10 protein-coding genes are annotated in these 11,974 nt (G+C 49.5%); 4 read left to right on the top strand and 6 right to left on the bottom strand.

What is annotated here, in order from left to right:
* Positions 1-56: 56 nt before the first annotated feature.
* Both argS and BP95_RS0113360 read right to left on the bottom strand, forming a co-directional pair.
* Complete coding sequence (argS, locus tag BP95_RS0113365) at positions 57-1,733, bottom strand: arginine--tRNA ligase (RefSeq protein WP_028532429.1); 1,677 nt, start codon at positions 1,731-1,733, stop codon at positions 57-59.
* 39 nt (positions 1,734-1,772) lie between these two features.
* Positions 1,773-2,267, bottom strand: coding sequence for a YwiB family protein (locus tag BP95_RS0113360; RefSeq protein ID WP_021253443.1), 495 nt, complete (start codon positions 2,265-2,267; stop codon positions 1,773-1,775).
* A gap of 297 nt (positions 2,268-2,564) precedes the next feature.
* Here BP95_RS0113360 and BP95_RS33080 point away from each other — a divergent pair, with 297 nt between their 5' ends.
* From BP95_RS33080 to mraY, 3 genes are all read left to right on the top strand, one after another.
* Positions 2,565-2,831: a hypothetical protein gene (locus BP95_RS33080; RefSeq protein WP_139170726.1), complete on the top strand. Its 267-nt coding sequence runs from the start codon at positions 2,565-2,567 to the stop codon at positions 2,829-2,831.
* Between the two features lie 162 nt (positions 2,832-2,993).
* The gene (locus BP95_RS33075) at positions 2,994-3,161 is read left to right on the top strand and encodes a hypothetical protein (protein ID WP_155987259.1); all 168 of its coding nucleotides are present in this window, start codon (positions 2,994-2,996) and stop codon (positions 3,159-3,161) included.
* Positions 3,162-3,342: 181 nt separating this feature from the next.
* The gene (gene mraY / locus BP95_RS0113350; RefSeq protein WP_021253446.1) at positions 3,343-4,299 is read left to right on the top strand and encodes a phospho-N-acetylmuramoyl-pentapeptide-transferase; all 957 of its coding nucleotides are present in this window, start codon (positions 3,343-3,345) and stop codon (positions 4,297-4,299) included.
* Between the two features lie 68 nt (positions 4,300-4,367).
* Here the strand turns inward: mraY and BP95_RS0113345 are convergent, their stop codons facing one another.
* The 3 genes from BP95_RS0113345 to speE all read right to left on the bottom strand — a co-directional run bounded on the left by BP95_RS0113345 (position 4,368) and on the right by speE (position 7,217).
* Positions 4,368-5,330 (bottom strand): alpha/beta hydrolase, encoded by a 963-nt coding sequence (locus BP95_RS0113345; protein WP_028532428.1) that lies wholly within the window; start codon positions 5,328-5,330, stop codon positions 4,368-4,370.
* 158 nt (positions 5,331-5,488) lie between these two features.
* Complete coding sequence (gene speB / locus BP95_RS0113340) at positions 5,489-6,358, bottom strand: agmatinase (protein ID WP_021253448.1); 870 nt, start codon at positions 6,356-6,358, stop codon at positions 5,489-5,491.
* A gap of 31 nt (positions 6,359-6,389) precedes the next feature.
* Positions 6,390-7,217 (bottom strand): polyamine aminopropyltransferase, encoded by an 828-nt coding sequence (speE, locus tag BP95_RS0113335; RefSeq protein WP_021253449.1) that lies wholly within the window; start codon positions 7,215-7,217, stop codon positions 6,390-6,392.
* Between the two features lie 397 nt (positions 7,218-7,614).
* Between speE and BP95_RS0113330 the strand changes: the two genes are divergently transcribed.
* The gene (locus BP95_RS0113330) at positions 7,615-9,684 is read left to right on the top strand and encodes a transglycosylase domain-containing protein (RefSeq protein WP_021253450.1); all 2,070 of its coding nucleotides are present in this window, start codon (positions 7,615-7,617) and stop codon (positions 9,682-9,684) included.
* 210 nt (positions 9,685-9,894) lie between these two features.
* Here the strand turns inward: BP95_RS0113330 and abc-f are convergent, their stop codons facing one another.
* Positions 9,895-11,877, bottom strand: a complete 1,983-nt coding sequence (gene abc-f, locus BP95_RS0113325) for a ribosomal protection-like ABC-F family protein (RefSeq protein WP_021253451.1) — start codon at positions 11,875-11,877, stop codon at positions 9,895-9,897.
* Between the last annotated feature and the right edge of the window lie 97 nt (positions 11,878-11,974).

Below are 11,974 nucleotides of genomic sequence, written 5' to 3'. Positions count from 1 at the left end.
CTCACAGGACGCTCTATATTAGGCAATGAACATTGTAACTCTCGTTAGGCGCTGTCTTACATCTGTTCTGGAGCAGACACGCCAACCAGACGGAGTACGTTCGCAATTGTTGTACGAACAGCGCCGAGCAATGCTAGACGAGCTTGTGTCTGCTCTGCATCCTCTGTAATGACACGCTCTGCTCTGTAGTAGCTGTGGAAGAGCGATGCCAGCTCGTACACATAACGAACCAAACGATGTGGCGCATAGTCGCGGGCAGCAACCGCAATCTCTTCTGGAAGCTCACCCAGCTTGCGAAGCAGGTCGAATTCATGCTCAGCCGTCAGCTTCGCCAAATTCAACTCATTCAACGGCTGCAACGCAACCCCTTGTTCTTCCGCCTGACGGTAAATGCTGCAAATACGCGCATGCGCATACTGTACGTAATAGACAGGGTTCTCATTGGATGTTGAGATCGCCAAGTCCATATCAAAGTCAAGGTGGGAATCCATCGAACGCATTGTGAAGAAGTAACGGATTGCATCAACGCCCACTTCATCCATCAAATCTTCCATGGTTACGGCTTTCCCTGTACGCTTGGACATTTTCACTTTCTCGCCATCTTGGAACAAGCTAACCATTTGCGCGATCAACACGACCAGCTTATCTGGATCATTACCGAGTGCTTCCATAGCCGCCTTCATACGTGGGATGTATCCATGGTGGTCAGCACCCCAAATGTTAATCATTTTGTCAAAGCCACGGCCGTATTTATCCATATGATACGAAATATCTGGAGTCAGGTACGTGTAAGAACCATCATTCTTCACCAATACGCGATCCTTGTCATCGCCGAATGTCGTTGTGCGCAGCCATGTTGCACCTTCATGCTCGAATACATGTCCGCTTGCACGAAGCGCATCCAGCGCCTTCGTCACTTCATTGTTCTCGTATAGCGATGTCTCGCTGAACCATACATCGAACGGAACACGGAAGCGATTCAAGTCGCGCTTGATTTTATCCAATTCCTTTGAGAGACCGTAAGTACGGAAATAACGCTCGCGCTCTTCTTCAGACAAGGACAACAGACGATCGCCCTCTGCTTGAACAAGCTCTTCCGCAAAGCCCTTAATATCTACACCGTGATATCCATCTTCCGGCATTTCTGCATCCTGTCCCAATGTTTGCTTATAGCGGCATTCAATCGATTTCGCAAGATTGTTCACTTGGTTCCCTGCATCGTTAATATAATATTCGCGCGTTACTTCATAACCCGCGTAATCAAGCAGGTTGCACAATGCATCGCCGACAGCCGCACCACGTGCGTGTCCAAGATGAAGGCTTCCTGTAGGGTTCGCAGATACGAACTCTACCTGTACGCGCTGACCGCTGCCAGCCGCAATCCGTCCGTAATCGCTGCCTTTTTCATTCACTTCGTGCAAGATGTCGTAAAGATAGCTCTTGTTCACACGGAAATTAATAAATCCAGGTCCAGCGATCTCTGCGCTTTCAATGGAAGCCGCTTCTTTGTTCAGGTTCTCGATGATCGCTTCAGCAATTTGGCGTGGATTGCGCTTCGCAATGCGCGTCAACTGCATAGCTGCATTGGATGCCAGATCACCGTGCGTCTTATCCTTCGGCACCTCAATAACGAACGCAGGAATATCCTCGCGCGCTACAAGACCTGCCTGTACGATTGCATCCTCAATTGCTTGCTTCACTTGATTGTTTACTCGTTCCATTACACTGCTCATATGTCTCGTTCCTCCTGCATCTTATCGTTCATGCCTGTTTCAGGCGGGTGTAATACGTAATCGAATATTGAATTTTCCCGTGCAGCGTTCTTCTATATATAATTGATACGACCACGCTATACGCAATTCGTCGAATTGTAGCGGCCCTTCGAACGGCCAAGGCTTGTCCCAAGACAGCTTCGATGTCGCTGTTGTTAGAGGAAAGCGAATCGCAGATGAACGATAGTAACCGTTCTGTCTCGCTCCAAGAGCAAATGTCTGCTCTGCTTCAACCTGTCCTCTACGCGTTAGCTTTACCTGGTTCTCACTCACCTTCAGTGTAACCTGTGTACGGCTCGCATCTTCGGCAGAATCACTTCGTCGCTTCACCCGCTCCGGCTGGGACTGAGTCTCGGTATAGCGAATATAGAAATGTGAACCCTTCCGATATAAATCGCCCCGTACGTGCTCCGTGACCCGTTCATCATCTTGTCGGCTGTCAATCGTGATAAGAACCGGCAATCTATCAGCCGCTTCCCTCTGATGCTCCGTCATTGTCAAGCTCCATTCTCCAAAGTCTGATTTCTAAATTATCCGGTATACGCCCGCCTTTTGCAACCTCCTTTTCCTATTTGCGCCCTAGGGATGCAGCTATGCATAGCAGGGACAATAAACCGACAATCTATGGCATAATACGATAACTTACGAATTTGTAAGGTTATACCTCAAGAAAGACGTGGAAATTCGAATCTTCCCTCAATTATAATAATTGTAGTAAATGATTCCTCGATTGTCCGCTGCTGCATAATTGCTCAGCTTATGTCATTATTTCGAGGAATATGGGGGCGATTTATGGTGGAATGGACGGTACTTCTAACTTGGTTAACAAACCATAGCGACTGGCTGCTCCTGATAACGCTCGTACTCCACCTAGCTTCGTCAGTATGGGTTGTTATCAACAGTATCCGCATTGAACACTCTGTCTTCTTTACAGTCGGCATGACGACCATTGTGGTCATCGCTCCGCTGTTCGGGCTATGCATTTATATGATGATTCGAAACACAAAACGAACCGCACATCGCAACCACCGTAGACGTACAGGAACCTCTGCAGTCTAACGATGCGGAATAGAAAGGGAGCTGTCCTAGACAGCTCCTTTTTCACGTTATGATCTATGCTTTATCTATTTTTCTCCCATCTTCTCTCATGCTAATCTTGTTGATAGAGAAATCCAGTGTTTATATGAAGGAACCGCAACGCACAATCCATTTATTAGAGGAGTGACCCGACGTGCCCACCAAGTCAAGAAGGCGTACGCCAGTCGCCACAAGTTGGCGATGCGGCGGATGCTGTGCTTGTCGATGCAAGCTGCACAGCTGAAGCTGTCGCAAGGCGCCTACATCGACAAGCTGTCCTTCATCAGGGCAATATTGTGGCAGGTTCCTTGAAGCCGAATCAGGGACGGCCTGGTGCAGTCTATTTGTCATTCATTTATACAGATGCCGGCATTCGTAATGATGCTGGCATTTGCTGTTTTCACACCGATACAAAAGGAATATTTGTCCATTGTCGTGAATTATAATAAACTGTACTCAGTTATACAAAATACATACAAATAGGTGAATGTCTGTGAACCCTTCCTTATTAGGCATTTCGAGTGTGTCCTTCCTGCTCGTTGCCGCATTGACCCCACTGCTCATCTGGGGATTGCGGACACTGAAGCTGACGCAGCCAATTCGAGCCGAGCTTCCGCCCGATCATCAAGCTAAGCGCGGTACACCGCTGATGGCCGGCCTTATTCTGATTATCGGTGTAATTACCTCTGTCTCCTATCACCCATCGCCAATGACGATGTTTCTGGCAGCGACGTTTCTGCTATTCGGTTCCGTTGGTCTAATGGATGACTTGAAGAAGGCCGTATTTCAGGATCCCTCCGGGATATCGGGCAAAGCGAAACTTGTCTTCCAATTCTCCTTTACCGGAGTTCTGTTGTACGTGCTCATTCAGCATTTTGACGTCAGTACGACCATTGTGCTTGGGGGCGGGCTAACGCTCGATCTTCCTCTACTCGTGTATGTGCCAATTATGGTACTGTTCGTGGTAGGTTCGGCAAATGCAATTAACTTTACAGATGGTCTGGATGGGTTGCTTATCAATGTGTCGATCCCGACTTATTTCTTCTTCTTCCTCATATCCGATCATATGGAAGTGAAGATGTTCTCGCTCATCATGATTGCCTGTCTGCTTGGACTGTTCATTTATAATATTTATCCTGCGCGTGCATTCATGGGGGATACCGGATCGCTCGCCATCGGCGGCTCCCTGTCATTCCTTGCGGTACTCGAGAAGGTAGAGATCCTGATTCCGGTTCTCTTCTTCGTCTACTTCGCAGAACAACTGTCTGTTATTCTACAAGTATGGTACTACCGCAGAACGAAGCTGAGAATGTTCCGAATGGCGCCCATCCACTATCATTACTCGCTCAAATACGGCTGGAGTGAGAACAAGATCGTCGTTATCTTTGGCTTCATCTCGTGGGTCGGAGTGGGGATATGCTGGTTAGCTTGGAAGTTTCTCTTATCTTAACAGTCGTTGCACACGAAAGCCCCGCAGCCTTTTGAGGCGGTAGGGCTTCTGTTCATTTTGCCATTTCGTTAGGACGCCATAAACTTATCTGTGAATTCCCATACTTTATTCCAATATACCGCTCCAGCAAGATGAGCGCCTCCGTGTCCTGCACCCTTGATCACCAGCAGATCCTTCTCGACATTTGCCGCATCATATAACTCATGAACCATTTCATATGGAACGAACATGTCGGAATCCCCGTGAATGAATAGAATAGGAGTCTTGCTCTTTGCTACTTGCTTCAAGGCAGAGGCTTCCTGCAAGTCATAACCGGCTCTAATATTAGCGACCACATTGGAAGCCGTCATAATCGGGAAGGCAGGCAAATGAAATAGCCGTTTCAATTGGTAGCTGAATTCATCGTAAGCCGACGTGTACCCACAGTCCTCGACAATCACCTTGACATTCGCAGGAAGTTCTTCTCCCGAGGTCATCATAACCGTCGCTCCTCCCATGGAGACCCCATACAGGGCAATTTGAGACTCGGGGTTAGCTTCGACGATTTGGCGAATCCAACCCATCATGTCTAGTCGATCATGCCAGCCCATTCCAATATAGGAGCCCTCGCTCTTTCCATGTCCTCGTAAGTCGACGAGCAGTACATGATAGCCTTTATCATAGAATCTCTTGACCGCATACGACATCTGCTTACCGGAGCTCGTATAGCCATGAACGACAATGGCCCACCTATTCGTGGGATTCTCTTGCCGATACTCATAGCCCTGCAGCTTCAAACCATCGAAGGAAGCTAACGTGACCTCATCGTGATGCTTCGTTTCGATCCATTCTTTTGCCACCTCATTTCCTTGCGTCTCCAGTCCATCTACTTGCATCGTCGGAACCGCACGATCAAGATCCGGATTGTTGTCGAGGAACGGACGCTCCGTCTCCGGATTAAGCGCTATGTTGTAAAAATGATTCCCTATGAATCCTAATGCAACGATGATAATAATGAATACGGTTGTGATCGAAATAAGTAAAATCTTCATCTTACTCATTCTCATCCTCCCTTTCTCTATATTTTAAAGGGGACCGTAACGCATGTCTAAGCCCTGCCCTTTTGCTGCTTCTTACAAAAACAAGCGCACTTCCTCTGCTGCATGCAGATTCCGTGCGCTTGGACGATGCTGCTTTGTTACAGACTACATTACTTTACGAACCCGAGCAGCATCTCACGAATGATTTTGCTCGCCGTAATCGGCGTTTGCTCGGTTGGGTCGTAGATTGGCGCAACTTCCACCAAGTCACATCCAATAATATTGGCTTCCGAACGGGCAATCGAATGAACCGCTTCAAGCAATTCCTTCGACGTAATGCCCCCCGCTTCTGCCGTTCCTGTTCCCGGTGCGCAGCTTGGATCAAGCACGTCAATATCGATCGTGACATAGACCGGACGGCCAGCCAGCTCAGGCAGAACCTTCTTCAGAGGCTCAGCTACTTCGAACGGGAAGAAATTGATGTTCTCGCGAGCATACGTCCACTCTTCACGCGAACCAGAGCGGATGCCGAACTGGTACACGTTCTTGCCGCCGATCATCTCAGCAGCCTTGCGGATTGGTGTGGAGTGAGACAAAGGCTCACCCTCATACTGCTCCCGCAAGTCAGCGTGCGCATCAATATGAATAATAGCGAGATCAGGGTATTTCTTGTACACCTCTTGCAGGACAGGCCATGTCACTAGGTGCTCCCCGCCAAGGCCGATTGGGAACTTCCCATCGCCCAGCAGCTTGCCTACGAATTCCCCGATGATATCCAGGCTCTTCGCCGCATTGCCGAATGGCAGCAGCAAGTCGCCTGCATCGAAGTAATTCAATTCCTCAATGCTTCTATCGAGATACGGGCTGTACTCTTCCAAGCCTACCGATGCTTCGCGGATACGGCCTGGGCCGAAACGCGATCCTGGGCGGAAGGACACCGTGTAATCCATTGGCATGCCATAAATGACGGCCTTTGCTCCCTCGTAATCATCAGAGCTGCAAATGAACACATTGCCCGAATATTTTTGATCTATTTTCATTGTCTTCGCTCCTCCTTCTTCCTGCACTATCTTATTTGCACAGATCCTCTACAAATTTAGGCAGACAGAAGGCTGCTTTGTGCAGACGAGAAGAGTAGTACTTCGTCTCCATTTCTGGAATCTGTGCTTCGTCCACTTGCAGCGGATCGTGCTGCTTGCTGCCCATTGTGAACGTCCAGAGACCGCTCGGATAGGTCGGAATATTCGCACCATACACGCGTACGATCGGGAAGATTTCCTTCACGTCACGGTTCACCTGCTGGATCAAGTCCGCCTTGAACCAAGGGTTATCCGTCTGCGCTACGAACAGGCCATCTTCCTTCAAAGCATCATAGATTCCTTGGTAGAAGCCGCGCTCGAACAACGGTGCCGCAGGGCCTACCGGCTCTGTGGAGTCGACCATAATAACGTCGTATTCATTTTTGCTGTTCAAAATATGCATGTATCCATCATTCACGATAACTTCTACACGCGGGTTGTCCAGTTCGCCCGCAATTTCAGGCAAGTACTGCTTGGAGTATTCGATGACTTTGCCGTCGATTTCAACGAGAACTGCCTTCTCTACTCCAGGGTGCTTCATGATTTCGCGGATAACTCCGCCGTCGCCGCCGCCGACGACAAGTACTTTTTTCGGATTCGGATGAGTTACAAGGGCCGGGTGTGCCACCATCTCATGGTATACGAACTCGTCTTTGATCGTCGTCATAACCATGCCATCCAATACGAGCATCCGTCCAAATTCTTCGGTATCCAGCATCGCTAAATGCTGAAACGGCGTTTGCTCCTCCACGAATGTTTCGCGGATTTTTGCCGTAATGCCAAAGGTAGGCGTTTGCTTCTCTGTAAACCACAATTCCATAACATCAACCTTCTTTCATAATCATGGTATCGTTGGCTTAGTTCCCGAAATGCTCGTAATGGTTCCTATGTGTAACATTCGTAACACTTCATCTCCATTTTGCACCAAACACAAAGTATTATATCGGTTCCCCCCCAAAATGCAATCATTTTCCGAAGTCAAGTTGAATATTTGCACAATTTTCAGAGCTATTAGAGCTCTGAAAGCTGCTTTATCACTGGATTTTTGAAATTTTGACAAATGCTCTAGAATATTATGTTTTTCATAGTTTTAAACCCTTTTACAGTTTGTGAACGGTGAATTTATTCTAGCAAAAAGGAATAACCTTCCTCCTCTTTTTCCATACTGAATGGTAACCACAAAATGGCCTGATGACGGTCGAACAGGAGGCGCTGCCATGCAGCGGTTAAGCGGCAAAAAGACTGAGAAAAAGAGGAAGCGCGGGTGGCGGCTATGGCTGAAAATCATTGGCGGTTCAATCGCGCTCCTCCTAGGTGCTTGCGGCATCCTGCTCGGGTATCTATATATGACGGATCTGCCTGTGTCTGATATGCAGAAGCCCTCCTTCATTTATGACAGCCAGGGGGCGGAACTTACATCACTAACAAGCGGGCAGAAGCAGCAGCATCCGGTTACGCTGACCGATATCGCTCCGGACGTCATTCATGCAACCATTGCCACAGAGGATCGGCAATTCTACCGTCATGTCGGGATCGACTTCAAAGGAATTGCTCGCGCAATGCTCGTCAATATCGAATCAATGTCCAAAAAACAAGGCGCCAGCACCTTGACACAGCAGCTTGCCCGCAACCTGTATCTCAACCACGATCGGACATGGGCTCGCAAGGTGAAGGAAGCGCAATATGCACTTCAACTGGAGATGAAATACAGCAAGGACGATATTTTGGAGCAGTATTTGAATCAGGTATATTACGGCCATGGCGCATACGGTATCGAGGCTGCCGCTCAGCTCTATTTTGGCAAGAAGGCTCGTGACCTAACGCTGGCAGAGAGTGCAATTCTTGCAGGCATTCCACGCGGCCCAAGCTATTATTCTCCCTATTTCAATATGAAAAATGCGAAGGACAGACAAAAGGTTGTGCTTCAGGGCATGGTGGAGACCGGATACATCACCCAAGAGCAGGCACAGCAGGCCTACAATGAAACGCTGGCCATTCGACCGAGGGAGGAGCGAAGCGAGCTGCTTGTTGCCCCCTATTTCCGCGATTATGTCCGGCAGGAGCTCGATTCACTCGGCATTTCGGATCAAGCAATCGAAGCAGGGGGTCTGCGTGTATATACAACACTGGATAAACGGGCACAGGCGGCAGCAGAGCAGGCTGTCGCCAAGTATATTCCTGCAGAAGGGGATTTGCAGGCTGCGCTTATCTCGATCGATCCACGCAACGGCTATTTGAAGGCGATGGTTGGCGGCAAGAATTATCGGCTAAATCAGTATAATCGTGTATTCGCCAATACGCGCCAGCCTGGATCATCCTTCAAGCCGCTGGTCTATCTAGCAGCACTCGAGAAGCGAGCCATCACAGCGGCGACTCACTTCATCAGTCAGCCGACTTCATTCACATATGACAATGGCAGACAGCAATATAAGCCAAGTAATTATGGCGGCAAATATTATGGCGAGATTGATCTGCGCCGCGCCATTGCTGTGTCAGACAATATTTATGCGGTAAGTACCATTATGCAGATTGGCCCTGAGCAGGTGATCTCCCTTGCGCGGCGGCTTGGCATCGACAGTGACATGAAGCCACTCCCCTCTCTTGCGCTAGGTACATTCCCAGTAAGTCCGCTAGAGATGGCAGCCGCATACGGTGTGTTCAGTAATCAAGGCAAGCGTGTGATCCCCCGCTCCGTCTTGAAGGTCACCGACAGCGGCGGCAGTGTCCTATACGAGGCTCCACCGATTCAACAGGAGCAGGTGGTCAATCCAGCAGATGCGTATGTGCTCACCAGCCTGATGGAGAGCGTATTCGAAACCGGTGGAACAGGCAGCCGCGTAGCGACCAGCATGAAACGCCCTGTCGCCGGCAAGACAGGAACGACAGATACGGACGCTTGGATCGTCGGATATACGCCGGAACTCTCAACTGCCGTCTGGGTCGGCTACGACAAGGACAGAATGATATCCGTTACGGAATCTCATAAGGCAGCGCCTATATTCGCTGAATATACCGAACAGGCATTGTCCAACGTCCCACCTAAAATATTTGCCGTTCCGGACAATGTAGTTAGCGTCTATATTGATCCGGATACTGGGAAGCTCGCAGGAGATAACTGCCCGAATAAACGCCTGGAGACATTCGTAAGTGGAACCGAGCCCACCGCTTGGTGCGATCTTCATGTTCAATCCCCGACAGACCAGAGGAAAGACGAAGAGAAGCGACCAACGAAAGAGCTTGAGAAACGTTCGTGGTGGCAGCACTTGAAGCGCTGGTGGGGGGATTAAGGAACGGTATCTATGTGAAACGAGGCTGTCCCGGAGTCCCAGCAATTTGATGACCTATATCGATAGGAACACGTATGAAAAAAAGACGCTTCCCTTCCCACGAATCCAGTGGTTTAGGAAGCGTCTTTCTATTTCTAGTGGGCTGATTCCATTGTTATTGACACTGTGGAACAGCGGATTCCATTGTTTGTTGATTTCTAGGCAAATCCACTATTCCTCCATAGATAACCACCCAGCATACAACTCTTCCAGTTGCTGCCGCAGTTCTTGCTGCTTGGCCATCAATAGCGTCCAATCTACCTCCTGATCGGTCTGCATGGACAAGGCAGCCATCTCCTCGTCCAGTTGTCGCAGCTGCTCCTCTACTAGCGCAATGTCCCGCTCCCATTGGGGTGCAGTCTGTCCCTTCCGCGTCACTTGCTTTGGAAGCACGTCATCTGCATGTCTCTTAGCAGGATCGCCTGCCTTCGAATCTTGCTGCTGCGACTTCTTCTCTACCGTGTTCACATCCGTATGTGCACCAGTAGACACCACCCCCAGCTGCCGTGAGTGATCCATCCAGGTCTGCAGCTTATCCCGGCATTCATCATAGTTCCCAATATGCACAGACAATCTTGCCTGCTCCAGCACCCACAGCTTGCTTACAACCCGATTAATGAAATAACGATCATGCGAGATAACCAGAAGTGTACCTGGAAAGTTCTCCAACGCTTCCTCCAATGCTTCTCTGGAGTCGATATCCAAATGGTTGGTTGGCTCATCGAGTAGGAGCAAATTCGGCTTCCGGTACATGAGCAGAGCCAATCGAAGTCTGCTCCATTCTCCTCCTGACAGCTGCGCAATTCGCTTGAACACATCCGCTCCATAGAACAGGAATCTAGCCAGTTCTCCCCTAGCCTCTCCCTCTTCCATGGCCACTTCCTCACAGAAATATCGAAGAACCGTCTTATTTTCGGAAGGCGGAGCTTCCTCCTGCGCCAAATAGCCAACCTCCACACGCGAACCGACTCGGAGATTTCCGCCATCTGGATCAACCTGGCCAAGCAGCATCTTCATCAAGGTACTCTTCCCAGCACCATTGCTGCCAAGCAATGCTGTACGCTCGCCGTACAGCAGAAGCCCGCTCACCCCGCTAAGCAGCTTGCGCTCCCCATATGCCTTCGTAACCCCATCCAGTACGAGCACTTGCTTGCCAGAACGATCCTCCTGCTTCAGCTTCAAATCCATCGTCTTCCGCTCCAATATCGGACGCTTGAGCTTCTCCATACGATCGAGCGCCTTCTGCATCGATGCTGCCCGGCGATGAAATCCTGGATTCGGCGGATTCGCACGATTCCCCCATTCGATCAGCTGCTTAATTGTATCCTGCATCTTCTTAATCTTCTTCTGCTGCTCTTGATAGCTAGCGAATTGCTGCAGCAGCCGTTCTTCCTTCTCCTTCTGATAGCCGGAATAGTTCGTATGATAAATGATCGCTTCCCCATCTTCGATCTCAATCATTTTGCCTGCAACTCGATCCAGGAAATAACGATCATGCGAGACAATCATAACTGCTCCCGAATAGGCCAGCAGGAAGGATTCCAGCCATTCGATGGCCGCCATATCCAAATGATTCGTTGGTTCATCAAGCAGCAGAATGTCAGGCTGCTTCAGGAGCAGCGCAGCCAGGCCGACCTTCGTCTTCTCTCCCCCAGATAACGAGGAGAAGGGGCGGCTATATTGCTCTTCCGCGATCCCGAGTCCTGCACTGATCCGCCGAATCGAGGCCTCCATTTCATAGCCGCCTGCCCGCTCGAATTGCTCCATCATCTGTCCATACTGCTGCAGAATATGGTTCAGTTTCTTCTCATCTGCAGAGATAGCAGGGTCGGACATGGTCACTTCCACTTGCTTCATTTCTTGCTCTAGGCGGCGCACTTCCGCATAACTCTCAGCCAATACATCATATACAGAAGCGGATTCATGGGCAGAAGGTACCTGATCGAGCAATCCAATTGTCGCGCCTTTGCGGATAAACAGATCCCCTTGATCCGGTGTGGATGCCCCGCTTAGCATCTGCAAAATTGTTGTCTTCCCCGTTCCATTGCGGCCAATCAGCCCGACTTTTTCTCCGTCTTTTACTTCAAATGACACATCTGAGAGCACCAAGTTTGCTCCGTAATATTTTTTCACATGCCATAGGCTAATGATCATGTCGATATCCCCCTCGGGGCGTGAGCAAGACGCTGCCTCCCGATCTGGAACAAAAAAGGCTGCAGGGAAAAATCCCTACAGCCCTAAATAAACCTAA

The organism is Paenibacillus sp. UNC217MF, assembly GCF_000686865.1.
GTDB lineage: Bacteria > Bacillota > Bacilli > Paenibacillales > Paenibacillaceae > Paenibacillus_B > Paenibacillus_B suaedae.
This window is presented reverse-complemented; position numbering and strand designations above follow the sequence as displayed.

What these genes read in the sequence shown, in the direction of transcription:
- abc-f (WP_021253451.1), bottom strand. Translation starts at nt 11,877, where the DNA reads ATGATCATTAGCCTATGGCATGTGAAAAAATATTACGGAGCAAACTTG.
- argS (WP_028532429.1), bottom strand. Translation starts at nt 1,733, where the DNA reads ATGAGCAGTGTAATGGAACGAGTAAACAATCAAGTGAAGCAAGCAATT.
- BP95_RS33080 (WP_139170726.1), top strand. Translation starts at nt 2,565, where the DNA reads ATGGTGGAATGGACGGTACTTCTAACTTGGTTAACAAACCATAGCGAC.
- speB (WP_021253448.1), bottom strand. Translation starts at nt 6,358, where the DNA reads ATGAAAATAGATCAAAAATATTCGGGCAATGTGTTCATTTGCAGCTCT.
- BP95_RS0113330 (WP_021253450.1), top strand. Translation starts at nt 7,615, where the DNA reads ATGCAGCGGTTAAGCGGCAAAAAGACTGAGAAAAAGAGGAAGCGCGGG.
- speE (WP_021253449.1), bottom strand. Translation starts at nt 7,217, where the DNA reads ATGGAATTGTGGTTTACAGAGAAGCAAACGCCTACCTTTGGCATTACG.
- BP95_RS0113345 (WP_028532428.1), bottom strand. Translation starts at nt 5,330, where the DNA reads ATGAAGATTTTACTTATTTCGATCACAACCGTATTCATTATTATCATC.
- BP95_RS0113360 (WP_021253443.1), bottom strand. Translation starts at nt 2,267, where the DNA reads ATGACGGAGCATCAGAGGGAAGCGGCTGATAGATTGCCGGTTCTTATC.